A 26,349-nucleotide genomic window follows, 5' to 3' on the forward strand; every position below is an offset into this window, starting at 1 on the left:
AGATGCCTCCTCCCGACGGTTTCTCGTCATCCGGTTAATCCTGCCACCAGTAATCAAACGGTGTTACCGGCAGCTGCCGCTTATGTCCGCTCGTACGGTAGAGCTGCTCAATACGTTCCGATGCTTCTCTGCTCACTTTTGCACCCTGAAGGTAAGCATCAATTTCAGCATAGGTGACGCCGAGCGCTTCTTCGTCAGAAAGCATCGGCCGATCGGATTCCAGATCTGCAGTAGGTGCTTTTTCAGAAAATACAGCAGGAGCATCAAGGTAATCGAGAAGCATTTTGCCCTGAGATTTTGTCAGTCCAAACAACGGAGCGACGTCGCAGGCCCCGTCCCCGAATTTTGTATAAAATCCGGTTACTGCTTCTGCAGCGTGGTCTGTCCCGGCTACAAGTGACTGATAGTGGGCACCGAGATCATACTGTACTTTCATTCGTTCTCTCGCTTTCGTATTTCCAAGCAGAAAGTCGCTGAATTCTGTGCCGCTTGCTTCCTCAACAGCAGCTTTTGACGCGTCGACAGCCGGCTGAATATTCACCGCGAGCACCCGGGTCGGCTGAATGTAATCCAGTGCAAGCTGAGCATCCTCTTCATCCTGCTGTTCTCCGTAAGGAAGCCGGACAGCGGTAAACTGATAGTCAGCTCCTTTTTCTTCTTCATTCAGCTCATCCATCGCAAGCTGCAGAATCTTTCCGAGCAGCGTGGAATCCTGTCCACCGGAAATACCGAGAACATACCCTTTCATACCGGCTTTTTTTACATACGCCTTTACAAAGTTCAGACGGTTTCTCAGCTCCGCAGCCGGATCGATCTCCGTTTTTACTTCAAGAGCGGTCTGAATTTCTGTCTGGAGTTTATGCATGTGGTTCATCCTTTCTGTTCGATCGTCTGCTCCGCTCCCGGAGCTCATATAATTTTTCCGCACAGCCTTCAGCGAGCAGAACAGCCTCCTCTTTCTCTCCGAGGAGGTCGAAGTGCGGAATATTTCCGTCTTCATGTATCCATTCCGGCCGAAGACCGTATTCTTTCCCCCAATGGATCAGTTTATCCCGCGACGTACACGCTGCTTTGGTCACCGTAATACATTCCGGAAACCGGTCGTCGAGCCAGAAGTGGGTCAAAAACGCCACAGTGCCTGACTCTGCTTCTCTGCGCCAGCGGTATATTTCCTTCCTTGTTACTCCAAAAGCCATGATACTCACATCCTGATACGGTTCATCATATCATGAATCCATTTATTGTGAAATGCGTACACACTGCTCATACACTTTGTGCCATTCGGGAAAACGGCGTTTCATTGCAAGCGGGCGGAAAGAATCTTTCTCGACAAGCACATGTTCACTGGTTCCAGTAAGACAGACGGTCTCCTCATCAAGCTCCACACGGTAGCCATAGGTGACGCGGACTCCGCTGTAGTCTTCAACCCAGGTAGTGATCTGCACCGGTCTGCCGTAAAGAGCCGGAGCGTGGTAATTCATCGTTACGTTTGTTACCGGCGCCATCACACCGGACGATTCCATCTCTTTATAAGGAACCCCCATTTTCTCCATCAGCTTCGTTCGGCCGATTTCACACCATATCAGGTAGTTGGCGTGGTAGACGACACCCATCTGATCTGTCTCTGCATAGCGTACATCAATTGGAACGGTTACCTCCATCCTGTAATTCCTCCCAAGCCTGCTGAATATCTATCTGTTCAATACAGGTAATATCTGCTGTTTCATCGTCAAAAAGCCGCGCAGCCTGTTTCTGCATCGTCCGTTCAAATAGATCAACCATCGTTCTTGCATTGCCGGTGATCGTTGTTTCATTCAGACGCTCCTGAAGAAACGCTGCTGCACCCGCTCCAAACTTCATGGAAAACTTCGCTGCCTCCCGTTCAAATATCTGCTGAAGTTCCCCGGCTGTAAAGTCCGGAAACTGAAGGATGTGCTTAAACCGCGAAGACAGTCCGGGATTGCTGCGGAGGAGCGCCTGCATGGATTCATCGTATCCGGCCGCTATAATAACGAGATCACTTCCATGTTTCGTCATTTCTTCCACCAGCGTGTCCACGGCTTCACGGCCGAAGCCGGTGCCGGCGTCGGACAATAACGAATACGCTTCATCGATAAATAAAACGCCGCCGAGCGCTTCGCGTACTTTTTTCTTCGTTTTACCGGCTGTCTGACCGGTGTAGGAAGCGACCAGGTCTCCTCTGCCGACGGTAAGCAGGTGCCCGCGTTTCAATAGTCCGAGTTTTGCCAGAATGCGGCTGTACAATGCGGCAACAGTCGTCTTTCCTGTTCCCGGCGGACCGAGAAACACGGCATGAAGCTGAAGCGGGAGTTCCGGCAGCCCCCTGCTCTGCCGTCTTTTCTGCAGGTGAACGAAAGCACTGAGTTCACGGACCTGCTTTTTCACACTCTCGAGACCGATGAGTGCATCGAGTTCTGCCTCCGGATCGCCGGTTTCAGAAGACTCTCTTTGAAATGCATCCGGGAACAGCATCGTCATCTGCTCCGTAGGAAGGGAATCTTTTCCTGCCGCCTCTGCTCCCTGGAAAAAGACAGCCTCATCGACAATCTGCTCCGCTGTTCGGGCATTACCGAATGAGTTATCCACCCGGCTTTGATCCAGACGCTGTTTCAGCACCGGCAGTGCATCAGCTGCGATGACAAAATCCCGCTTGACAGCTGCCTTTTCTGCAATTTCAACCAGTTCATCCAGCGAATAGTCCGGCAGATGGAATTGATTCATATCCGGAAAACGGCTTCGAAGCCCTGCGTTCATCTCCATCAGCGTATGCATTTCCTCCTCATACCCTGCAAGGATGACAGCTGTCTGCTTCATCGCTCCACTCGTCATCTGCGAAACCAGCGTATCGATCACGCTCTGTCCATAGTCATTCTCAGATCCGGAACGGACAAGAGAGGGAGCTTCATCGATAAATAAAACGCCTCCCCGGGCCTGTTCTACAGCTTCAAGTGTCTTCTCTTCTGTCTGACCGACATAGCCGCTTACGAGCCGGGAGCGGTCGGTTTCCACCAGATGACCCGATGGCAGGAGACCAAGCTCGTAATAAATGTCTGCAAGTATGCGGGCGATGGTCGTTTTTCCAGTACCGGGACTGCCTGTCATCACCATATTTAAATTCAGGGCCTCATCGGATGTATACCCTTCCTCTGCTCTCTTTTTCATGAACGTAAGGTAATCCACATAGCGCTGGATCTGCTTTTTCAGCGTCTCGAGTCCTGTCAGGGATTCAAGACGCTCAAGCGCATTCGAAGCAGGTGGAGTGGATGGATCTTTTTCCAACACTGCTTCGATCTCTCTTATCTTATCCAGTGTTTTCTGCACCGCTTGATGCTTTTCTTTGGAGGCATAAATACCGGTGATCGTCTCCTGATAGCGTCCGGCCTCCTCCATCAGCTGATCGAGCAGCTGAAGCCATTCGGTGTGTGAATAAATCGGATCTTCTTCATCCGTAACATTTTCCCGGGGACAGGCTGTATTCAGGAGCTCGATAAAAGATGTCCAGATATCAGCCATGCTCCGTTTTTCAGCCGCAACGCGGATGATAGTATCCACTTTTGATTTTTTCCGCTGCGCGCTGTCTGTCTCCCGGATCGATGGAATTTCTCCGCTGATTGCCCGGACCCTGTCGTATCCTGATGCGATATAGTGCGCCGCGCGGCAGGCGTAATCGGACGATTCATCCGATAATACGTTCTCCAGCCTGCTCATAATGGTCGGATCTATCGTTTTTACACGATTAAACCTTGCCGCTGCCGCTGCTGCAGTCAGATCTGCTGAAGCAGTATTGTCACTTTCCTGAACAGCCCGTTCCAGTTCGGCTTCCTGGAGTCGGCGGAAGGGAAGTTTTAATAATTCTTCCGTTTTGTATGCACGTGATTCAGCCATCCTTATCTTCCTTTCATGACCCGGTTTAAACAGGCAGCTGCCAGCCACCCAATAAGTGCTCCTGCTGTATTCAGCAGCACATCATCGATATTTGCGACCCGGTATGTAAATACGTACTGGTTTACTTCTATAAACACGGAAAAGCAGCACGCACCCGCAGAAACGATAATAAACGAGCGCAGTCCGGTCTGGTTCAACAGAAAATACAACAGAAACCCAAACGGTGTAAACATGAGTATATTTCCTCCGAGAATGACCAGTGGATCCCTGATTCCAGGTGAATAAACCGCAATAGTATGAATGCTTTTCCATACTTCCAGGTTTACATTTCTTCCTCCAGGGCCTCCAGCCCCGAGAGAACTGCCGTAGTTCCAGGCAAAAAAGACAACATAAAGCACTCCAGCCAGGTAGAGGGCAAATAAAAATGTCAGTATATATGTAGGTGCTCGTTTCATGAACATCTTTCCTTCCGCCCCTCTATTATCCTGTTCCTGCCTGCTGAACGCAAGTATTCCACCGATGATAAAGCCTCCATGCTGCCGAAATAGAAAAGCAGCCGGAAGGGGTCTCCCTCCGGCTGCTGATTCATACAGTCCATGGTGGATCAGACTGCCCTGTTTACTGGTTCTGCAGGTTGCTCCGGAGAACCATCTGCAGAATACCACCGTGACGGTAGTAGTCAATTTCCACTTCACTGTCAAAGCGGGCGATGACAGAAAACGTCGTTTCTTTGCCGCTTTCTTTATCAACCGCTGTTACGTTGATTTCGTCACGCGGCATTACGTCGTTTGTTACTTCTACGTCAAAATGCTCTTTCCCTGTCAGTCCAAGTGAGTCGGCACTGTCGCCTTCCTTGAATTGAAGCGGAAGAACACCCATCAGAACAAGGTTGCTGCGGTGGATCCGCTCAAACGATTCAGCGATAACGGTTTTAATACCGAGCAGGTTCGTTCCCTTCGCTGCCCAGTCACGGGAACTTCCCATGCCGTAATCTTTGCCTGCCAGTACGAGAAGACTAGTATCTTCTTCTTTATACTGCATGCACGCATCGTAAATAGCCATCGTGTCACCAGTCGGCCAGTGTGTCGTGTAGCCGCCTTCAGTACCCGGTGCAAGCTGGTTCTTGATACGGATGTTTGCAAACGTTCCGCGCATCATTACTTCGTGGTTTCCGCGGCGGGAACCGTAGGAGTTAAACTGTGCCGGCTTCAGCCCTTTGTCCATCAGGAAACGTCCTGCCGGGCTGTCTTTGGCAATCGCGCCTGCCGGAGAAATGTGGTCTGTTGTAACAGAATCTCCGAATTTAGCTACAGCACGAAGATTGTTCAGCGGCTTCACATCTTCCGGATCCGGAGACAGATTTTCGAAGAATGGCGGATTCTGAATGTACGTCGAATCTTCATCAAAATCGTACAGTTCACTTTCCGGCGTATCAAGCTTGTTCCATTCCTCGTTGTCATCAAAGACTCTGGCGTATTCCTGCTTGAACAGCTTAGGATCCACAGCTTCTTCCATCGCTTTCTGGATCTCTGCATTGGAAGGCCAGATATCCTTAAAGTAAACTTCTTCGCCGTTCTTGTTTACACCGAGCGGCTCGTTGTAGAAGTCCACATCCACTGTTCCTGCAAGTGCGTATGCAACAACAAGAGGCGGTGAAGCAAGATAGTTCGCTTTTACAAGCGGATGGATCCGTCCCTCAAAGTTACGGTTACCACTCAGTACGGAGGATACGGTCAAATCAGCATCCGCAATTCCTTTTTCGATTTCTTCAGGAAGCGGACCACTGTTACCGATACACGTCGTACAGCCGTAGCCGACGAGGTTGAAGCCGAGTTCCTCGAGGTACGTCATCAGACCGGCATTCTGAAGATAGCCGGTTACGACTTTAGAACCTGGCGCAAGGCTTGTCTTCACGTAATCTGGTACGTCGAGGCCTTTTTCGACCGCATTTTTTGCCAGCAGACCTGCACCGAGCATAACGTGCGGGTTCGACGTGTTCGTACAGCTCGTAATCGCCGCAATCGCCAGGGAGCCGGTCTTCAGAACCGATTTTTTCCCATTCGGATGAGTAACTTCCGCTGTCTTGCCGATTTCTTCCGGTGAGAGTCCGAACCCTTTATTGCTCACAGGGGCTGTCAAAGCTTCCTGCCATTCTTTCTTCATGTCCTTCAGTTCGATCAGATCCTGTGGACGCTTTGGCCCTGCCAGGTTCGGCTGAATTTTATTAAGATCGATGTGCAGTACATCCGTAAACTCAGGGTCTGCTCCACCCGGTGTGTAGAACATATCGTTTTTCTTCGTATACGTTTCTACGAGATTGACGAGTTCTTCACTTCTGCCGGTAAAGCGGAGATAGTTAAGCGTTTCGTCATCTACTGGGAAAAATCCGCATGTAGCACCGTATTCCGGAGCCATGTTGGAAATGGTTGCGCGGTCGGCAAGCGTCATTTCAGCGAGGCCGGGACCGAAGAATTCAACAAATTTACCGACAACATTTTTCTCACGAAGTGCCTGGGTTACTTTGAGAGCCAGGTCCGTCGCTGTTGCACCTTCCGGCATCGCGCCGTCCAGTTTCACACCGATGACTTCCGGTACAGGGAAGTAGGAAGGCTGCTGCAGCATACCTGCTTCCGCTTCGATACCACCGACACCCCAGCCGAGTACGCCGAGACCGTTGATCATTGTCGTATGGGAATCTGTTCCTACGAGTGAATCCGGGTATGCCGTCTTTTCGCCGTTTTCGTTTTCGGACTGCTGCACGACATTTGCCAGATATTCCAGATTCACCTGGTGCACAATACCGGTTGCCGGTGGTACGGCACGGTAGTTATCGAGAGATTTCTGTGCCCAGTTCAGAAACTTGTAGCGTTCCATGTTACGCTCAAATTCCAGCTCCATGTTGCGTCTCAGCGAGTTCGGCGTGCCGAATTCGTCTACCTGAACCGAATGGTCTACGACGAGATCCACAGGAATAGCAGGGTTGATTTCTGCCGGGTCTCCGCCCAGGTCGGACATTGCCTTTCGAAGGGATGCAAGGTCCACTACTGCAGGTACCCCGGTGAAATCCTGTAGAATAACACGGGAAGGTTTAAACGGTACGTCAATTCCTTTAACCGCATCGGATCCCCACTTCGCCAGGTTCGTTACATGCTCTTCCTTGATTACGCGGCCATCGTACTGTCGGAGTACAGACTCCAGCAGCACCCGGATGGAATAAGGGAGCTTTTTTACGTTTCCTACACCCGCTTCCTCCAGTGCGGAAAGTGCATAATAGTTATACGCCTCTCCATTGACATCAAAGGAGCGTTTCGATTGAAATAAAGATTCTGTTTCATTTGTCATATGTAATTCCCTCCTCATTAGTAGTATATAACGGATTGTCAAAATTGTCTAAATCCCGGACGGCAAACCGTATACCTGCCACCCACCATTATGAATTGAAACCGAATTCAATGCAAGTTGAAAATCATTTAAAACGTGCCAGCGCCTGCCGTATAAGCGCCCAGTCCTCCTCATTTACCGTCCGCATATCCAGCAGAAATTCCCCTTTGGAAATGCGCCCTATAACAGGTGGACTGCTGCTGCGGAGGTATTTTTCGATCTCTTCCGGTCCGCAGCCGGGATGATGCAGTTCCAGCACGCTTGTCGGGCGTTCCACGAGCGGCATCGTTCCTCCGCCGACTTTGGACACCGCGCTTTTCACAGCTGCTGTAAATGGCGGAGCTATTTCTCCGGCACGTTTGAGAGCTGTCTGTTCCAGCTCCTTTTCCGATTTTATAATATCGCGGACGGCCGGGATTTCTTCGGGCGTACCGTAGGCATACTCCCAAAGCGTCGCTTCCAGTGCGGCAAGCGTCATTTTATCCAGGCGGAGGACTCTCGCCAGCTGATGTTTTTTTAATTTGTCGATCCATTCTTTCTTTCCGGCAATAATACCTGCCTGAGGACCGCCGAGCAGTTTATCTCCACTGAAAGAAACAAGGTCGGCATGCTTCACTGCTTTTCGGACGAGCGGTTCCGAACCGATGTTTTCCGAGGCAAAAGGGTAGATCGAACCGGAGCCCAGATCCTCATACACGATGACATCTTCCCGTCCCTCATCTTCCAGTGCCCGTTTAATCTCCGGCGTGTCTGTTTCCTCTGTAAAGCCGACGACTGCGAAGTTGCTCGTGTGCACTTTCATCGCCATCGCCGTATCAGGTCCGAGCGGACGGGTGTAGTCTGAAGCTCTCGTTTTGTTTGTCGTTCCTGTTTCTACCAGGACAGCCCCGCTCTCCTCCATGATGGAAGAAACGCGGAAAGAACCTCCGATTTCGACAAGCTCGCCGCGGGAGACGATTACTTCTTTATCCGCAGCCAGCGCTTTTAGAACAAAGTATACGGCAGCTGCATTGTTATTTACTGCCACTGCCGCTTCCGCACCCGTCACTTCCTGCAGCAGCCGTTCCAGAATATCTGTCCGAGATCCTCTTTTCCCTTCAGACAGATTATACTCCAAGTTTGAATAGTTTACCGCCGTTTCATATACATGCTCAGCAGCTTTTTTTCCCAGTCGTGCCCGGCCGAGGTTCGTATGAAGCACCGTCCCTGTCGCATTGATGACTTTTTGAAGGTGATACGGGGAAACGGAGGCATGCTCCAGACGCTTCACAAGTTCTGTCTGCGCCTCCGCCTCCGTTTCAAGCACCAGGTGCCCTTCCAGTATGGCAGCCCGCATGTTCTCAAGGAGGGTTCTCAGAATCTCCACAGTATATGCTTCCGTCCATCCCGCCGACTCCAGAGCATGAGTGAAAAAAGACGTGCTTTTTAACTCGTGGACGGCGGGAAGGAGGCGCAGTGAACGCTGCTGCTTCTCTGTAATCACCCTTCCGTCAGTTCCCGTCGCTTCTTTTCGTCTTCAGCCAGCCCTGCTGTATAGAATGCTGCAGCAATAAGGCCGCCGATCATAATGAACCATTTCATGCAAGTCATCCTCCTTTGTTTCGTATCCTGCTGATCAGCTCTGTGTGATCCGGAAACGTACCGCTTTCTTTTTTCGAATACACGAGGCTTTCATCCACTTGAATATCAAATACCCCGCCGCTTCCCGGAATTAACTCCAAAGTGTGAATGTCGTGGCGGAAAGACTCAAACAACGCTTCTGCGCACCGCGCAGCCTGTGGTGCATAGCTTCACTGCATACAGAAGGTGATCGTAATATGCATTACATCTCCTCCTTCCTTTTGCATTTTAGTGTAGTCTATCATTTGGAAGTGGTCAATCAGAAGCGTATAATGAAAATGTACGAAGAGAGAGGAGGAATAGTATGTTTGATTTAACTTCATCTGATAAGCGTCTTACAACCATGACAAAAAAAGCTGGTTGAGGATGCAAAATTGGTCCTAGCGACCTGGCGCAGGTTCTGCGTCACCTACCGAAAGAAAATGGTAACGAAAACCTTCTGGTCGGAATCGATACGGCAGACGATGCCGGTGTATACAGACTGACAGATGACATCGCCCTCGTCCAGACGGTCGATTATTTCACGCCGATTGTGGATGACCCGTATATGTTCGGTCAGATTGCTGCAGCAAATGCGCTGAGCGATGTCTATGCAATGGGAGGAAAACCGACGACGGTTTTAAATATCGTCGGCTTCCCGATTAAAAAGCTCTCACCGGACGTTCTGGCACAAATTCTTCAGGGTGCTTCTGAAAAGGTAAAAGAATCCGGAGCTGTTCTCGCAGGTGGTCACTCGATCGATGATCCCGAGCCGAAATTCGGTCTCAGCTGCACGGGCACCGTCCATCCGGATAAGATCTTTAAAAATGTCGGTGCACAGCCGGGAGATGCGCTTGTTCTGACGAAGCCTCTCGGTGTCGGCATTATGACGACAGCGATCAAGAAGCAGAAGGCAACGGATGAACAGATCGCCAATGTGTCACAGACGATGGCTCACCTGAATAAGGAAGCAGCTGAAGCATTGGAGGAATTCACTCCGAATGCTGTCACGGATGTTACAGGCTTCGGTCTGATCGGCCACGGCTATGAGATGGCTTCCGGCAGCGGCGTCACGTTTACGTTCGACTTTAACAAAGTGCCGTTCCTTCCGGGTACGGATGAGCTCGCTCAGGCCGGCATCATTCCCGGCGGTACGAAAGAAAACGTCGAATGGCTGGAAGACCACGTCGTGTATCCGGAATCGATGAAAGAGCATGAAAAATTCAGCATTGCCGACTCGATCACGTCAGGCGGACTGCTCATCAGTATGCCGGAGGATCAGGCCAGAGCATATGTGGAAAAGATGAACAGCAGTGTATTCGGCGCCCACATCGTCGGCACTGTTTCCGAGAAACAGGAAAAAACCGTTTACGTCAATCACAGCTGAAGCACGAACTTGATGTAACTGCGTATATCACTTCATAAATCCGGCCCGTCATCACAGCGATGACGGGCCGGATTTTTATACGTTTGAGACTGCCTGCGGTCCCTTTTTACGACGGCTTTAATGCAGCACTTTTTCGAAACCGGAGATCAATGTGTACGTTTCTGCCGTTGATAATTGTACGCTGACCGGTTACCGATGCTGGTAGAGAACTATTTTTTCTATCTCCATATCCGGTCTTTATCTTTCCTCGCCGTCCACCCTTCTTTATCCGCCAATTCAAGAAGAGGAACGAGGTATTTCCTCGTCAGTCCGAGGTGCTCTTTTGCTTCCTGCAGCGAAAATCCGTCTGCTGTATGTTCTTGCAGCCGGCTCATGCCCTCCTCGAACGCCGTTCGGGAAATAAGGTGTTTTTCATCCAGCTCCAGTGCTTCTGCCGCGAGCATCCACATGCGGAGTTCCCTGCTCCACTCTTCCGGCAGGCCGGCATTTGCGGTACTTTCCTCAAAAACCGGCGGTTCCAGTCCGCTCTCGAGAATATCTGCTTCCACCTGCTCCATTCTTTTTCTCCACTCTTTAGGGAAATGAGGTTCCCAGCCGCTTTCATGAATCCACGCCCCCCGGCGGCGGACGGCTTCTCGTTCAATCATCATACCAGCCAGGGCCTCGGAAGCTTCTTTTTCGTAGGGCAGTTCCTGCAGCAGTTCTGCAAATGGCTTGCCCCTTCGGAGAGGATTCATTTTCTGATACCTGCGTATTAGCATGAGGGCCAGCTCTTCCGCTTCGTCCAGACTATTTTTAGTCGTCAGGAATTCGCCTGCGCGCGGAAGATTTTCAGCAGCTGCCTCTACATCTGCAAGTGGCAGGGAGAGAGCTTGAGAAGCTTCTTTTACGAGCACAAAATGCCTCTCCTGAACAAAATCCTGAAGCCTCTCTTCCGGTGTCCCTTCATAGCGTCGTTCGAGCTCCTCAACTGTCTGTTTTCCAAAACGGTGAGTTTCAGCTGAGGGATCAATAACCGCCCCGCCGCCGATCGTTTCCATCGGTGTCGGCCGGCGGAGAATGAACCGGTCATTTCTGTCACAGACGACTGCCTCATCCAGACGAACCTGGCAGAATACAGGGCCCTGTTCGTCATGTGTAAGTTCATTGCGGTCAAAGAAAACAATTTTCCCATACACTTCGGACGTTCCCGTATGCAGTTTTACCGGAGCACGCTGCTTCAGCGGCGTTTTAAAAAGCGGCACGGGGAAAAGGACGGTATCGATCGTTTTGGTAATTGGAAAATCACCGCTCACAAGAACGTCCCCGCGGTGGATATCCGAGTAGTCGATGCCGCCGAGATTAATTGCAGCACGCTGTCCGCTGTGCACCGTCTCTCTTTTTTCGTGGTGCACCTGCATCTGCCGGATACGTACTTCCTTTTTATGCGGCAGCAGATGCAGGACATCCCCGACAGACGCGGTTCCGTTCTGCACCGTTCCCCGGACGACGGTGCCCTGCCCCTTTACAGAAAAAGACTGATCTACAGGGAGGCGGAACGGTCCTGCTGAGCGCCTGGCCGGCATCGCTTTCAATTTGTTTACCGCAGCTTCTTTCAATTCATCGATACCTGTTTTCGTTAAGCTGTCTACAAAATAAACAGGTGCTTCCTGCGCAAATGTCCCTTCAAGCTGATCCTGAACATCCACTGTAAGCAGTTCCTGCATTTCTTCATCCAGCCCATCCGATTTCGTAAATGCAATCATGCCGACTTCGGTTCCGAGAAGCTCCAGTATATGTACGTGTTCTTTTGTCTGCGGCATGACTCCTTCATCCGCTGCAATGACGAGAATGACCATATCGATTCCCGACACCCCGGCGATCATCTGACGGATAAAACGTTCGTGCCCCGGCACATCAATAATAGAGACTTCGATGGAATCATCTGTTTCGAGGCGGGCGAATCCCGGTTCAATGGATATATTCCGTTCTTTTTCCTCTTTCAGGCGGTCCGTATCCTGGTTCGTCAACGCTTTAGTCAACGTCGTTTTACCATGGTCTATATGTCCGGCCATTCCAATTGTAAAGTAATTCAAGAAAATCCCTCCATCCATAAAGCTCAACATTATGCATCTGCTTTATCCAGTTTAACGGAATCGTGCCGGATTGACGAGAGTCGTGCCTGATCATTGCAAACTTAGTGCAGCTGTCATATAATGAACAGAGTCTATGGGGCCGGATGCGTAGCTGGTGCTTGCCTGGGCCTTCAAAGCCTTTTGGGAGGCGCGTGACGTCTCTGGTGGGTTCGATTCCCACACGGTCCCGCCAATTATGTTTAATCAGACCGCCGGTGACGATGAAAGTGGAGGGGAAATAGATGGAAGATCTTTTTATGTGGTTTATAGCTCTCTGGTCTTTGTTTGTCTTCGTTCTTGTCGCAATCGGCGGTTACTTTATGTTCCGAAAATTCTTGAAGAAAATGCCCAAAGACGACGGCCGGTCCATTCTCGACTGGCAGGAATATTATATCAACCAGACGATTCATTTGTGGACTCCGGAAAAGCGCGCACTTCTAAATGAACTCGTCGAACCGGTTCCCGAACTGTTCCGGGATATCGCTAAACAGAAAATAGCCGGTAAAATCGGCGAATATGCGCTGGAAGAAAAAGCAGATGTGCTGACTGAAGAGCTTATTATTAAAGGGTACATTGCTGCCACGCCGAAGCGGGATCACAAATTTCTCCGCAGAAAGCTTCAGGAGAAAAACATTGATGCCGCCCCGTATGAACATTACTTTGAACAGTCTTCCTAATACAATCAGCTGAATCTAAAAACGGATCCGGGCAATCCCGGATCCGTTTTTATTATGCCTGAACAGCTGCGGTCTGTCCGGGCAGTTTATTCTCCATTTTTTTAAACTTGACAAACATCGCAATCCGCCAGGGCAGAAGCATGCCGAATGCCAGCAGGAAAAACATGCCGGCCAGCACTTCGTATTCGAAGTAAATGCCGAAAATAAGCTTAAATACGATACGAACAGCGAGCAGTCCGATTAAAATAAAAGGAAAAATCCGCGAACGCTTCATATAAATATCTCCGCTGCGTATCTCAAACGACGAGGTTTTAATTAAAATAACGGAAAACAGCGCGCCGACTGCCAGCGCTTCACCTACCTGCAGCCATGTAATATCCTGTACCGGCGGGTATAAAAACATAAGAAATCCTGTCGACATGGCAAATGGCGGGATGAGGATTTTTCTCGCCGTTGCCGGCTTTTTCATTGATTTCATTCGGATGATCAAAGCAGCGACAGCCATAAATGCGGCTGCAGCAGCAAACAATACGGTATACATCGAATCCCCCTTACTCTGCATTGACAGTATAGCACATGAGCCGCGCAAGCTGAACTGCTTTTATGCAGCATGAGATCGTCTCTTACAGAGAAAAACAAAGGCAGCACACCCGCACGGGGTATGCTGCCTGTTCACATTACTGTTTTACGTCATAGCCCTGGTCTTCGATTTCCTCAATGATCTGTTCCACCGATGCATCGTCGTTCATCTCAACTTCGACGAGACCGGCTTCCAGATTCACCTGAGCCCTGCTTACTCCTTCAACGGAAGATGCAGCACCTTCGACAGCCTGCTTACAGTGACCGCACGTCATACCTTCTACATGAATCGTTTCTGTTTTCATCCCTGTTCACCTCCCTCAATGGATTCTTTCAGCGGAATACGCTTTAAGCGGAGCGAGTTGGATACGACAGATACCGAACTGAATGCCATTGCAGCTCCCGCTACCCATGGCGCGAGAAAACCGAGTGCTGCGATCGGTATGCCGATCGAATTATAAACAAACGCCCAGAATAAATTCTGCTTGATATTACGCATCGTTTTGCTGCTGAGATCAAAAACGTGAAGAAGAATACGCAGATCTTCGCGCATGAGCGTAATGTCCGCTGCCTCCATAGCAACATCCGTTCCGGTACCGACCGCTGTGCCGATGTCTGCCTGAACGAGTGCCGGAGCATCATTTATCCCGTCTCCGATCATCATTACCCTTCTTCCTTCTTCCTGAATCTCTTTAATAATAAGCGCTTTTTCTTCCGGAAGCACTTCACTGAAAACACGGTCAATACCAGCTTTCTCAGCGATTGCAGATGCCGTGCGTTCATTATCGCCGGTTACCATAATCGTTTCTTTCCCGGCAAGCCGGAGTTTATGAACCGCCTCTGCAGCAGATTCTTTCAGCGTATCTGCTGCGGCAATGTACCCGGCAAATGTGCCGTCCACCGCGACGAGAAGAACCGTTTTCCCCTCCGATTCCAGCACTTCCACGTGCTCTCCAGCACTGCTCCAGTCGATTTCTTCCTCATTCATAAGCTTTCTTGTCCCAATCCGGACTTCCTTATCACCGGCCGTGCCGCGGATACCGTGACCGGGTACAGCTGTAAAGGAGGAAACCGGCTCAAGCCTCAGTCCGCGTCCGGATGCCTCATCCACTACTGCTTCGGCAAGTGGATGTTCAGAGCGCGCCTCAAGAGACGCAGCGAGCCGGAGCAGCTCATCTTCAGAAATCTCTGATTCGACAATATCAGTGACCGCAGGCTGCCCCTTCGTGAGCGTGCCGGTCTTATCGAAAACAATCGTATCCACTTTATGCGCCTGCTCCAGATACTGCCCGCCTTTAAACAGGATGCCGTTTTCTGCCGCTCTGCCTGTGCCGACCATGATGGAAGTCGGCGTAGCGAGTCCCAGCGCACACGGGCAGGCGATGACGAGAACAGCAGTAAAGTTAATCAGCGCCGTTTCAAAGGATGCCCCTGCAAGGAAATACCAGCCTAGAAAGGATAAAACGGCGATGCCGAATGCCGCCGGTACAAAATATCCGGAAATAACATCTGCAAGACGCTGAATCGGCGCTTTGGAACTCTGGGCTTCTTCTACAATGCGGATAATCTGCGAAAGTGCTGTATCCGAGCCTACTTGATCAGCTTTTATAAGAAGAGAACCGTTTTTGTTCACGGTGGCGCCGATAACACTCTCACCTTCCGACTTTTCGACTGGAACACTTTCCCCGGTGAGCATGGACTCGTCAACCGATGAATATCCTTCCAGCACCGTACCATCCACAGGAATTTTATCACCGGGTTTCACACGGATCTGTTCGCCTGGGACCACTTCCGAAACAGGTACGAGAGACTCGACTCCGTCGCGGATGACAAGCGCTTTTTTCGGCTGCAGGCTCATGAGGGACTGAATCGCTTCGGACGTTTTTCCCTTTGCCCCTGCCTCAAGCAGTTTGCCGAGAAGAACGAGTGTAATTATCACGGCACTCGTTTCAAAGAACAAGCCGCTTCCGCCGGTTAAAACGATAACAACAGAGTAGATATAAGCCGCTGACGTACCCATGGCAACGAGGACATCCATATTCGCACTGCCGCCGCGGAGAGCTTTATAGGCCCCCTTATAAAACTGCCAACCGGCAATAAACTGCACGGGAGTCGCAAGCGTCCACTGCACGTAGCCATTCATCAGAATAGACGGCAGAATCATCTGCCCCGGAAAGAAATGGTCGATCATCGTAACGAATAACGGAATGGAGAGGAAAAGCGCCAGGAGAAACATCCGCTTCTGCCTTTTGTATGCTTTCTCTTTTTTCTCTTTGCGTTCATCATTGTCTTCCCGTGCTTTCGGTGTGTAGCCGAGCTTCTGCACTTTTTCAAACATTTTCTCGACACTGATCACCGTTGAATCATACTCCACGACTGCTTCTTCCGTCGTTAAATTCACGGATGCCTGATCAATTCCACCCTGTTTGCCGAGAACTTTTTCAATTCTCGCTGAACAGGCCGCACAGGTCATACCATCTACATGAAAACGTATTGTCTCTGCAGCCGGTTTGTAGCCTGCTTTTTCTATTTTCGCTTTAATATCCGTTATGCCCACTTTTTCATCATCGTACGTAACGGACGCTTTTTCTGTCGTTAAATTAACGGACGCCTCCACGCCGTCCATTTTATTCAATACCTTTTCAATACGGGAAGAACACGCTGCACACGTCATACCCTCCACCGGGATCGACCGCTGTTTTACTGTCATGGAATCCCCTCCTATTTAGAGAACTGACGGATCACCTGCATTAACTCGTCCATTACAGCGTCTCCATCCCCGTTCTCTACTGCGTTGGTCACACATCCTTTCGTGTGATCCTCCAGTATTTCATAGCCGGTTTTCTTCAATGCATTCTGCACAGCGCTGAGTTGGATTAAAATATCTATACAGTACCGGTCCTCTTCAATCATCTGCTGCAGTCCCCGTACCTGACCTTCCACCCGTCTGAGCCGCTGCTGAAGCTGTTTTTTCTCTTCAGGTGTCCTTGAATGAACTTTATGTTCCATACCGGTTCCTCCCTCTGACTCTTTCTTTTTATACTATACCCAGGTAAGGTATATGTCAACCGGCGTAGGTTCACGGATATAACGCAGACGGCCATGATCGACAAAGCGATGATGGCCGTCTGCTGATTTATGTTCTCCGCGCTTCTTCTCTGTCTGCCTTTTCTTTCATTTTCTGAAGAGAATACATCGCCTCGTATAAACCTTTCTGCTTCAGAAGAGACTCGTGCGTCCCCTTCTCTAAAATAGAACCGTTTTTTAAAACAATGATGGTATCCGCCTTTTTAATTGTAGACAAGCGGTGGGCGATAACGACGAGCGTCATATGTTCACGCATCGATTCCAGGGCGCGCTGGATCTGACCTTCGGATTCGGTATCCACCGAAGCAGTCGCTTCATCCAGTATTAAAATTTTCGGTTTTCGGAGAACGGTCCGAGTGATGGAAAGAAGCTGCTTCTCTCCTGCAGAAAGCGACGTCCCCCGTTCGCCGAGCTGATGGTGATAGCCGTCCGGAAGTTTTTGAATAAAGAGATCGGCGCCTGTGATCTCTGCGGCTCTGCGCACTTCTTTTTCATCTGCTTCCCCGGCGTACATCCGGATGTTGTCCAGAATGGAGCCTGAAAAAATAAAGGAATCCTGAAGCACCAGACCTACATCGCGCCGGAGCACTTTTTCCGGAACGGCCTCTAGCGGCTCGGCGTCAAACCGGATTGTTCCACGGTCAGGTGCGTAAAACCGTTCAATTAAATTGATAATCGTACTTTTTCCGCTTCCGGTCGGACCGGCTACAGCAAGCATTTCACCTTTTTTCACCGAAAAGGACACATCATCAAGGACAGACGTTCTTCCATCATAGGAAAAGCTTACATGCTCAAATGAAAGGCTCCCATTCAACTGCTTCATTGTTTTCGGCTCCGCTTTTGGCGGCGGTTCTTCGTGCTCCATCAGGCGGAAAACTCTGCCTCCTGACACTATCGACTGCTGAAACATTGACAGCCGCTGCATAATTTGATTTACCGGCTCAAACATGCGGTCCAGATAGTTAACAAAAGCATAGAGAACGCCGATTTCGACCGGCCCGTTCATCGACTGATACCCAAAAAAACCGAGTACGGCCATGAGTGCAGCAATGGAGAGAAGATCCACAGCCGGACGCAGCAGCAGCCCGTCCAGTTTCATCGTCTTCATCCATGCTTTGTAATGCGCTTTATTCTCTCTGCTAAACGTGTCGATCATTCTCCGCTCCTGCTGAAACTGCTGAATAACCGGCATTCCCTGAATCGATTCATTCAGTCTGCTGTTCAGACCACTCAGTTTTTCGCTCATCTCCGCGTAAAATATCGAACTGTAGCGGTGGTAGACAGCAATTAATAAGTACAGTACCGGCATTACTGCCAGACACCAGAGTGCAAGCTCCGGCGATAGATAAAACATCGCCGCAAAGACGCCGATGATAAAGAAAATATTCTGCACAAATGCAGCAAGAACGGTGATATACAATTCTTTGATCTGCTCTGTATCATTCGTAATCCGCGAAATAATTGCTCCATTATTAAAGCGGTCGAAAAACGACATGCCGAGCGACTCAACGCTTTGAAACACATCGTTTCGAATTTCCCGTACGATCGCAAGGGACGTTTTTTGAAAAAACAACGATTGATAGTAGTTCATCACGGCGGAACTGAGGTACAAAAAGAGGTAAAAACCACCAAGCGCCAGAAGCGGCTCCAGCGGAAAGTATCTCTCTGTCAAATGGTTATCAATGAAGTGCTGGACGAGAAGCGGCCCCGCAATTTCAGACGCGGTGCCTCCGGCAAGCAGCAGAAAGCTGATCAGCAGCATACGGCGGTGGGGTATCATATACCGGATCAGCCGGCGGACCGTGTCTTTCTGCTTTAATGGTATTTTTAAGTATTCAAGTGACTGCACTTTTACTCCACCTCCGAACGTCCGGAAAGCTGCTGTGCCTGATGCATCCACTTATACCAGCCCTCTGACTGCATCAATTCCTCATGCGTTCCTTTTTCCGTCATCCAGCCGTCATCGAGTACAATTATGAGATCTGCGTGGGAGATCGTTGACATACGGTGGGATGTAATAAACGTTGTTCTGCCTCTGCGCGCCTTTTTCAAACCGGCCAGTACATGAGCCTCCGTCTCTGCATCCACAGCAGATAGCGCGTCATCGATAAACAGCATTTCCGGATTTTTGAGGAGTGCTCTTGCGATGGAAAGCCGCTGCTTCTGACCTCCGGAGAGCGTCACGCCCCGCTCGCCGACAAATGTCTCGTACCCGTCCGGCATCGCTTGTATATCATTGTGAATACCGGCAGCCTCTGCTGCAATTTTCATTTCCCGCTCCCCGGCATCCGGAGAGGCGAATAACAAGTTTTCCCGGATCGTCTGTGAGAAGAGGAAATGGTCCTGAGGAACGAGTGCACCTGCCCCGCGGAGAGCGTCCAGGCGGTATTCTTCAAGTCGTGTGCCGTCAACCATAACAAAACCTTCCTGAGGATCCATATCGCGCATTAGCAGGCGGAGAAGCGTTGATTTGCCGCTGCCTGTTCTTCCTGCAATACCGACCGTACTGCCCCGGGGTACGTGAAAATGAACGTGATGAAGCCCCTCTTCCGTCCCTGGATACACTGCTTTTTCCAGCGACACCGAAATGTCCCCTTCCGGCTTGGCCGCTCTTGCTTTCTCTGCTTCCTGCACGTCCGGAGATTCTTTCAGAAGGCCGCGGATTCTATCGTATGAAGCTCTGCCCCGCTCCACAATATTAAAAAACCAGCCGAACGCAAGCATCGGCCAGATCAGGAGGCCGAGGTAGACTGTAAAGCTTGTCAGCTGACCGATTGTCATATCCCCCGAAACAACATAAACCGAACCGAAAACAACTGTCAGGAGATACGAGCTTCCGACAACGAGAGAAATCGTAGGATCAAACAGCGCGTCGACTCTTGCTACGGCTTCATTCTTTTTTACGACTTCTTCGGAGCGGTAACGAAAATCTTCCTGATCTTTTTCCTCCATACCGAATGCTTTCGTGACCCGGATTCCGCTCATGCTCTCCTGCACTTTGTTGTTTAAATCAGAGAAAGCCTCCTGGGCTCCTTTGAACCGCTGGTGAAGCATTGTTCCATACCGGCTCGTCAAATAGGCCATGAGCGGCATCGGTATGAGCGCGATTAATGTGAGCTCCCAGCTGATAAGGAATGCCATGGCAGCAATCACGAATCCCCCCATCGTCACCGAATCCACCAATGTGAGCACCCCGGCTCCTGCAGTCTGTTCGACTGCACGAATATCATTTGTCGCATGCGCCATTAAATCTCCCGTACGGCGCCGCTGATAAAAGCCAAACGACATATTCAGATAATGCCGGTACAGCTGATCTCTCAACTGTCTGGCCAGTTTAATCGAAGCCCCGAATATAAATATGCGCCAAATATACCGGAGAATGTAGCTGCTCACACCGATCGCGGCCAGAACTGCGAGCCACCGCCACAAGAACGCACTGGTTACTCGGTTTTCCGTAATCGCATCAACGATGATACCAACTACATACGGCGGGATCAGCGTCAGGGCAGATACTGCCATAAGAATAAGGATTCCTGCTGTATATTTTTTTCGTTCCTGCTTAAAATACCATGCGAGATCAAGAAAAACGCGCATGATGCTGAACCTCTTCATCTACACGCTGCCTGATGGTCTCATAAATACGATGTTCATCCACGCTGCGTAGATTGATCGTTGTAATAGACTGCTTCTCGACATATTCCCCCTGCTTATGTCCATACCTCGGATCGTAATAATGCTTCAGCAGCGTTTCAAACAAAGCTGGATAATTTCCCGCTGCCGCAGCCTGATCCACCATTTCTGCCGGCTCCGGTTTGAGTCTTTTTTTCAGACGGTCCACCGCTTCCTGAAACGCGTCGGCATGCTTTCCCGGCTCGTATTCCTCAAGGAGACTTTTCACCCGGCGGTCCATGGAATCTTCCAGTTCCAGAAAGGTGCCTTCCTCTTTCACTTGTTCAAGCCATGTCGGCAGAATCACGGGACCGATCCTCCTGCTTTCCGCTTCCAGCAGAATATAGGGTTCTTCCTCCAGCTCCCGCAGACGCTGTACTAAAAGCCATTCGAACATTTTCTGCGAACGCTTTTGCATGCCGATATGACCGAAGATGGATCCCCGGTGGCTTGCGAGCTGTTCAAGATTAACGACTGGATATCCCTCTTCGGCCAGCTTCTCCAGCCAAATTGTTTTCCGTGTTCCTGTGTTGCCGCTGATGACGACAGCTTTCCACTCCAATTGGGAAAGCCGATCCAGTTCAGCCTGCACCCATCTTCTTGCTGAGCGGATGCCTCCGTCCATCTGATACACGTCAAAACCGAGACTGTCCAGAAGAGACACGAACGTTCCGCTCCTCATACCACCTCTCGCACATGCAATTACTACTGGTTTATTCGTTTCAGATTCGATAGATTCCATCGTTTTGTAAAACGCCGGCAGTTTCTCCGAAAACATGCGGATGCCGATCTGCTTTGCTTCCTGTGGACTTTTCTGCTTATATGCCGTTCCGACCTCCGCCCGTTCTTCATTGGAGAAGAGCGGAAAATTAATACTCCCGGGAATAGAAAATTCGGCAAATTCTCCCGGCGAGCGGACATCGATCACCGGAAGCTCCATTCTCTCCGCCTCTTCAAACGTTACTGCAGGTAATGGCCGTCCCATAGTAATCTCCTTTCCATACGCAAAAGAGCTGCACGGTCCTATGCCGTGACAGCTCTCTTAATGACAGTGTTCCGGAAACGGCTGCGCCGCGGACTCCGTTTTACTTATCCTGTGCGTTATTCATCGCTTTCATCATTTGATTGATCTTTTTCTGCGATGGATTCATTCCCATCTGCATCATCATGACTCTCAGCATTTTCTCATTGATCGGCGGATTTTTCTTCATGTAATTCATCATATACTTCCGCGCAATAAAGAAACCAAGCGCAACGCCTGCTAAGAGTGCAACGACGATGAGCAGGATAGCGAGCCATAGTTGCATCGCCTGACCCTCCTTCGTTCGTTACTGCAAAATATGAACCTTTATAAGTATACATGAGTGAAGTTCATTTGCAAAGGACCTCGGTACTTTTCGCTCTGCATTTCTAAAAAGAAAACACGAACGGACTGAAGGAAAGTCCGTTCGTGCAGAAAATTGTTTTATTTGTTGAGAAGCTTTTTGAAACGGGCTGCAGCATTTTCCGGAGTAAATCCGTACTCTTCCATGATTTTACCACCAGGTGCGGAGGCTCCGAATGTGTTAATTCCGAGAACATCCCCCTGAATACCTGTATAGCGCTCCCACCCAAGCGGGGAAGCTACTTCCATAGCAAGACGGGCTGTAACATTGGAAGGCAGCACGCTTTCTTTATAGTCGTCGGACTGCTGATCAAAGCGGTCCCAGCTCGGCATCGACACAACAGCCGTGTGAATGCCTTCTTTTTCGAGAAGTTTCTGTGTTTCCACAGCAAGTGACACTTCTGAACCTGTGGCCAGCAGCAGTCCCTGCGCTTCTCCATTGGCATCGCTCACAACGTAACCGCCGCGGCGGACGCCTTCTTCTGCCCGTTCCTTTGTTTCAGGCAGTGTAGGAAGTCCCTGACGCGTCAGTACAAGCGCATGCGGCGTTTCATTGGATTCCATGGCCAGTCTCCATGCAGCAGCTGTCTCATTCGCATCTCCAGGCCGGATTAGAGAAAGACCCGGCATTGCGCGGAGTGCCGGCAGCTGTTCGATCGGCTCATGTGTCGGTCCATCTTCACCGACAGCGATGCTGTCATGAGTGAAGACAAATGTAGCCGGTGTCTGCATAAGCGCGGACAGGCGGAGTGCCGGACGCAGGTAATCGGAAAAGACAAAGAATGTCGCGCCGAACGGTTTTAGTCCGCCGTGCAGAGACATACCGTTAACAGCTGCAGCCATAGCGAATTCACGTACGCCGAACCAGATATTTCTGCCTGCGTAGTTGTCGCGGCTGAAATTATCTTCCCCTTTCATCATCGTCTTCGTAGATGATGCAAGGTCTGCGGAACCACCGAAGAACTGTGGAACTTTCGGCGCGATCGCGTTGATGACATCGCCGCTTGAAGCTCGTGTAGCCGGAGAGTCTCCTTCTTCAAAGACAGGAATGTCGCTGTCCCAGCCTTCCGGAAGTTTTCCGGCAACGGCGTTCTCAAACTGTTCACCGAGCTCTGGATAGTCTTTTTTGTACGATTCAAGCAATTTGTTCCACTGTTCTTCATGCGCTGCACCTTTTTTCTTCAGCTCGTCAAAGTGCGCTTTTACTTCTTCCGGAATGTGGAACTCTTCTTCGTAATCCCAGCTGTATGCTTCTTTGGCAGCTGTAACTTCATCTTTTCCGAGCGGAGCACCGTGGGAAGCGGACTTTCCGCTCTTATTTGGAGAACCGTAGCCGATGACTGTCTTCACTTCGATCATTGTCGGACGGCTGTCCTGCTTCGCTTCTGCTACTGCTTTCGTAATCGCGTCGAGATCATTGCCATCCTCTACGCGGATAACCTGCCAGCCGTAAGCTTTAAACCGGTCCTCCACACTTTCGGAAAACGACTCATGAAGATCACCATCCAGGGAAATATCATTGGAATCGTAAAGAACGATGAGCTTTCCGAGCTGGAGATGCCCTGCAAGGGAAGCAGCTTCTGCAGAAACACCTTCCATTAGATCGCCGTCACCGCAGATGCTGTACGTATAATGATCCACGAGCGGGTAGCCTTCTTTGTTAAACGTTGCACCCAGGTGCGCTTCAGCCATCGCAAATCCGACGGACATGGCGAATCCCTGACCGAGCGGTCCAGTCGTTGCTTCTACGCCCGGAGTATGACCGAATTCCGGATGGCCCGGTGTACGGCTTCCCCACTGACGGAAGTTTTTCAGATCATCGAGCGTCACGTCATATCCCTGCAGGTGGAGCAGGCTGTATAACAGCATCGAACCGTGTCCTGCAGAAAGGACAAACCGGTCGCGGTTAAACCAGTTTGGATTAGCCGGGTTATGCTGCATAAATTCAGTAAATACTTTGTACGCCATCGGTGCAGCACCCATCGGCATTCCCGGATGGCCCGAGTTTGCTTTCTCAATGCTGTCGATCGACAGTGTACGGATGGTATTAATTGAAAGCTGATCTACATTTTTCGTCATGTGTCACTATCCCTGCCTTTGCTGAATTTTTTCATCACTCTGTTAATGATATCTTTTTCTGAGAGGTTAGACAACCTCCGCCGGAGAGATTTCTGACGATTTCTTCTGGTGCAAACGATTGTTTCTGCGCGGTTCTGCCGGAAATAATTATTTGACGCTCGACGGCTGGACGCAGTTAATTAGTCAAAAAAACCGGCATGTATCATTTTAATGATACAGCCGGCGCTTTTTTTCCTGCTTCAGTTTGGCAGGAGTGACATCGTTTCCTTCTTCGTCTACAACTTTGACAGAGCTTAACTGATTTTTAAAGGAGCTGCGGACATTTTTCAAATACTCATTCCGGAGCTGCTTCTGCTCTTTTTGTTCCTTTAAAGAGAGGCCGTCTGATTTCGCCTTTCTGGCCAGCTCATTAATTCGATCCAGTTTATCCTGACTAATCATGGAATCCCCCATTTCTTATGTCATGATAACGAATCTGTCTTCGGGATTCAACCTTTCTGCTCATCTCTTTTATACTCCTGATATCTGCGGTGGACCGTTGCTTTGGATACGTCAAAGCCAAGTCCGCGGAGAACCGAAGCGATTTCCTGGAACGTAAGTCCTTTTTTACGGAGCTGGACGATTTCTTCTATAGGTGCTTCGACTCTATGCCTGCCGCCGCTGTGCCTTTCAGCATTATGCTGAGGCATATATCCATTGCGGACGGCGCGCTGCATGCCCCGCCTGATCTTCGCATTATGAAGCTGCCGCTGGTATTCCTCTACAATGGAAACAATATCAAGAACCATGGCGTCCGTTTCTGTCAGCTGGAGTGCTCCGCTGTCTTTCAGTGTAAAAATACGGCAGTTCCACTTTTTAAGCTGATGAACGAGTGCAATTCTTCCATTCCCTCTGCCGAGTCTCGTTTCATCCTGAACGAGAATCGCGTCTGTTTTTGTTCCTTGAATAAATGAAAGAAGGTCAAGGAGGCCCGGACGGTCAAGATCATAACCACCCGCCTGTTCCCTGACCGTTTTTAACACGTTCATATCCCAGTCAACCGCTGCCTGATGAAGCTCCTCCACCTGTCTTTCCAATGAAGTTTCCTGTTCTTCTTTCTCTGTACTCACCCGCGCGTAAATCACAACGTCCACTAGTCATTCACTCCGTTTTCATAAGCCGGAACTTTTAATTTCTGACCCGGCTGAATCCACCTGTCGTGCAGGTCATTTTCCTGCTTCAGCCAGTATACGGTCTTTTCTACAGGAATGTCGACCTCTTCGGTTACTTCTTCCGCAATGGACCAGAGTGTATCACCTTCTGAGACGACGTAGCTTTCGCCTGGTGCATCTGCACTGCTGTCGGTGCCGGTAAAGAACACCCAGCCTCCAATCATGAGAGCCAGAAGAAAAACGTACCAGGAACCATCTGCATGTTTTAAAATGGATAGCATGTTGTTCGCTCCTTTGTTCGCAGGAATATTTGTTCGCTTTGTTATCCATAGTGTATCTGGAACGCGTGTTCGTGTCAAGCAGCAATTAGAACGAACGTTTGCAAAACCTGTGTTCTCATGGTAGACTCTTCTATAAGAATAAGTGTTATGTATTCACAATTATTAGACGAAAGAGGTGCTGCACGTGTCTAAATTATCGCTCCGTCAGCAGGCGATACTTGATTTCATACGAACAGAAGTGCGCGAAAAAGGATATCCCCCTTCTGTCAGAGAAATCGGTGAAGCTGTCGGACTTGCTTCCAGTTCAACGGTCCATGGTCATCTTTCCCGCCTGGAAAAGAAAGGATATATCCGCAGGGATCCTACGAAACCACGCGCCATCGAAGTGATCGGCCAGGAGGAAGATTCTCCTTCGCTTCCTGAAACGGCGTCTGTATCCGTTCCGGTTATTGGTAAAGTTACAGCCGGTTCTCCAATTACAGCGATTGAGAACGTAGAGGAGTACATTCCACTGCCTGCCAACTTTGCCCACGATGAGGATTCCTTCGTTCTTGAAATCGCAGGAGATTCTATGATCGAAGCTGGCATTTTTGACGGTGATTATGTCGTTGTTCGCCCCCAGCACTCCGCTGATAACGGGGATATTGTCGTCGCGATGACGGAAGATAATGAAGCGACGGTCAAGCGCTTTTTCAAAGAGGACCGCTATTTCCGCCTTCAACCGGAGAACGCCTCCATGGAGCCAATTTTACTCGATTATGTACAGATTCTCGGCAAAGTAGTCGGTGTATTCCGTTCCATTCATTAATCATATACCGAACGTGTAAAAAGCTTTCAGCTGATCAGCTGGAAGCTTTTTTGTATCGTGTTCACCCCTTTATTCCGTTAGCACCTCTGGAGAAGGAATATAAAAAGCCCACCACATAGTGGGGCCACTGAAAATCTAGCGATTTTTCATTTCGTATCGTAGGATCTCATATGAAAACCGCCCGTTTCTCCCCAACCTTGGAGAAACGGGCGGTTTTTTTGTCAGTCGTGTGGTTTGCAGTGGCTAC

General features: G+C 49.9%; 23 protein-coding genes, 1 tRNA gene and 1 pseudogene. 4 read left to right on the forward strand and 21 right to left on the reverse strand.

All coding sequences use genetic code 11. The features are described from left to right. Positions 1–34: 34 nt before the first annotated feature. From nadE to C6I21_RS14715, 8 genes and pseudogenes are all read right to left on the reverse strand, one after another. Complete coding sequence (gene nadE, locus C6I21_RS14680) at positions 35–865, reverse strand: ammonia-dependent NAD(+) synthetase (protein WP_105960236.1); 831 nt, start codon at positions 863–865, stop codon at positions 35–37. After that, entirely contained in the window at positions 858–1,196 is a 339-nt protein-coding gene (locus C6I21_RS14685; RefSeq protein ID WP_105960237.1) for a hypothetical protein, read from the reverse strand. The genes nadE and C6I21_RS14685 overlap by 8 nt, the downstream gene beginning before the upstream one ends. A gap of 42 nt (positions 1,197–1,238) precedes the next feature. Then, the gene (locus tag C6I21_RS14690) at positions 1,239–1,661 is read right to left on the reverse strand and encodes an acyl-CoA thioesterase (RefSeq protein ID WP_105960238.1); all 423 of its coding nucleotides are present in this window, start codon (positions 1,659–1,661) and stop codon (positions 1,239–1,241) included. Further along, on the reverse strand, positions 1,639–3,906 hold the full coding sequence (locus tag C6I21_RS14695) for an AAA family ATPase (RefSeq protein ID WP_105960239.1): 2,268 nt from the start codon (positions 3,904–3,906) through the stop codon (positions 1,639–1,641). Before C6I21_RS14695 ends, C6I21_RS14690 begins: the two co-directional genes overlap by 23 nt. A gap of 2 nt (positions 3,907–3,908) precedes the next feature. Beyond that, positions 3,909–4,361, reverse strand: coding sequence for a VanZ family protein (locus C6I21_RS14700; protein WP_245411660.1), 453 nt, complete (start codon positions 4,359–4,361; stop codon positions 3,909–3,911). A gap of 163 nt (positions 4,362–4,524) precedes the next feature. Then, on the reverse strand, positions 4,525–7,248 hold the full coding sequence (gene acnA / locus C6I21_RS14705) for an aconitate hydratase AcnA (protein WP_105960241.1): 2,724 nt from the start codon (positions 7,246–7,248) through the stop codon (positions 4,525–4,527). A gap of 124 nt (positions 7,249–7,372) precedes the next feature. Then, entirely contained in the window at positions 7,373–8,770 is a 1,398-nt protein-coding gene (gene selA / locus C6I21_RS14710) for an L-seryl-tRNA(Sec) selenium transferase (protein ID WP_245411661.1), read from the reverse strand. Between the two features lie 103 nt (positions 8,771–8,873). Beyond that, a pseudogene (locus C6I21_RS14715) lies at positions 8,874–9,065 on the reverse strand (Rdx family protein); the annotation flags it as partial. A 185-nt stretch (positions 9,066–9,250) separates the two neighbouring features. Between C6I21_RS14715 and selD the strand changes: the two are divergent. Next, the gene (gene selD / locus C6I21_RS14720; protein WP_425352510.1) at positions 9,251–10,273 is read left to right on the forward strand and encodes a selenide, water dikinase SelD; all 1,023 of its coding nucleotides are present in this window, start codon (positions 9,251–9,253) and stop codon (positions 10,271–10,273) included. Between the two features lie 218 nt (positions 10,274–10,491). On the opposite strand, the gene selB is transcribed toward selD, so the two are convergent. Next, positions 10,492–12,348, reverse strand: coding sequence for a selenocysteine-specific translation elongation factor (selB, locus tag C6I21_RS14725; protein WP_245411662.1), 1,857 nt, complete (start codon positions 12,346–12,348; stop codon positions 10,492–10,494). A gap of 135 nt (positions 12,349–12,483) precedes the next feature. On the opposite strand from selB, the gene C6I21_RS14730 reads away from it, so the two are divergent. Further along, positions 12,484–12,580: transfer RNA gene (locus C6I21_RS14730), tRNA-Sec, on the forward strand. 49 nt (positions 12,581–12,629) lie between these two features. After that, complete coding sequence (locus C6I21_RS14735) at positions 12,630–13,064, forward strand: DUF2621 domain-containing protein (RefSeq protein WP_105960244.1); 435 nt, start codon at positions 12,630–12,632, stop codon at positions 13,062–13,064. A 52-nt stretch (positions 13,065–13,116) separates the two neighbouring features. Here C6I21_RS14735 and C6I21_RS14740 read toward each other — a convergent pair whose 3' ends face one another. The 12 genes from C6I21_RS14740 to yneA form a co-directional block, all read right to left on the reverse strand. After that, positions 13,117–13,605, reverse strand: coding sequence for a CcdC family protein (locus C6I21_RS14740; RefSeq protein WP_105960245.1), 489 nt, complete (start codon positions 13,603–13,605; stop codon positions 13,117–13,119). A 136-nt stretch (positions 13,606–13,741) separates the two neighbouring features. Continuing rightward, positions 13,742–13,948, reverse strand: a complete 207-nt coding sequence (locus C6I21_RS14745) for a copper ion binding protein (protein WP_105960246.1) — start codon at positions 13,946–13,948, stop codon at positions 13,742–13,744. After that, a complete protein-coding gene (locus tag C6I21_RS14750) occupies positions 13,945–16,353 on the reverse strand; it encodes a heavy metal translocating P-type ATPase (protein ID WP_105960247.1) in 2,409 nt (802 codons plus the stop codon). Before C6I21_RS14750 ends, C6I21_RS14745 begins: the two co-directional genes overlap by 4 nt. An 11-nt stretch (positions 16,354–16,364) precedes the next feature. Continuing rightward, entirely contained in the window at positions 16,365–16,652 is a 288-nt protein-coding gene (locus C6I21_RS14755) for a metal-sensitive transcriptional regulator (RefSeq protein WP_105960248.1), read from the reverse strand. Between the two features lie 127 nt (positions 16,653–16,779). Then, entirely contained in the window at positions 16,780–18,579 is a 1,800-nt protein-coding gene (locus tag C6I21_RS14760; RefSeq protein WP_342587724.1) for an ABC transporter ATP-binding protein, read from the reverse strand. Positions 18,580–18,581: 2 nt separating this feature from the next. Then, positions 18,582–20,324 carry an ABC transporter transmembrane domain-containing protein gene (locus C6I21_RS14765; protein WP_105960249.1) on the reverse strand — a complete coding sequence of 581 codons (1,743 nt, stop codon included), beginning with the start codon at positions 20,322–20,324 and terminating at the stop codon, positions 18,582–18,584. Then, on the reverse strand, positions 20,308–21,384 hold the full coding sequence (gene mnmH, locus C6I21_RS14770) for a tRNA 2-selenouridine(34) synthase MnmH (protein WP_105960250.1): 1,077 nt from the start codon (positions 21,382–21,384) through the stop codon (positions 20,308–20,310). Before mnmH ends, C6I21_RS14765 begins: the two co-directional genes overlap by 17 nt. Before the next feature lie 100 nt (positions 21,385–21,484). After that, on the reverse strand, positions 21,485–21,706 hold the full coding sequence (locus C6I21_RS14775) for a YneF family protein (protein ID WP_105960251.1): 222 nt from the start codon (positions 21,704–21,706) through the stop codon (positions 21,485–21,487). Between the two features lie 158 nt (positions 21,707–21,864). Then, on the reverse strand, positions 21,865–23,862 hold the full coding sequence (gene tkt / locus C6I21_RS14780; protein ID WP_105960252.1) for a transketolase: 1,998 nt from the start codon (positions 23,860–23,862) through the stop codon (positions 21,865–21,867). A gap of 207 nt (positions 23,863–24,069) precedes the next feature. Further along, positions 24,070–24,303: a DUF896 domain-containing protein gene (locus C6I21_RS14785; protein ID WP_105960253.1), complete on the reverse strand. Its 234-nt coding sequence runs from the start codon at positions 24,301–24,303 to the stop codon at positions 24,070–24,072. Between the two features lie 47 nt (positions 24,304–24,350). Next, entirely contained in the window at positions 24,351–24,995 is a 645-nt protein-coding gene (locus C6I21_RS14790; protein ID WP_105960254.1) for a YneB family resolvase-like protein, read from the reverse strand. Further along, positions 24,995–25,294: a cell division suppressor protein YneA gene (gene yneA, locus C6I21_RS14795; RefSeq protein WP_105960255.1), complete on the reverse strand. Its 300-nt coding sequence runs from the start codon at positions 25,292–25,294 to the stop codon at positions 24,995–24,997. Before yneA ends, C6I21_RS14790 begins: the two co-directional genes overlap by 1 nt. A gap of 184 nt (positions 25,295–25,478) precedes the next feature. Here yneA and lexA point away from each other — a divergent pair, with 184 nt between their 5' ends. Continuing rightward, the gene (gene lexA / locus C6I21_RS14800; RefSeq protein WP_105960256.1) at positions 25,479–26,102 is read left to right on the forward strand and encodes a transcriptional repressor LexA; all 624 of its coding nucleotides are present in this window, start codon (positions 25,479–25,481) and stop codon (positions 26,100–26,102) included. Positions 26,103–26,349 lie beyond the last annotated feature (247 nt).

It is taken from the genome of Alkalicoccus urumqiensis (assembly GCF_002993335.1).
In the GTDB taxonomy this organism is placed as follows: domain Bacteria; phylum Bacillota; class Bacilli; order Bacillales; family Salisediminibacteriaceae; genus Alkalicoccus; species Alkalicoccus urumqiensis.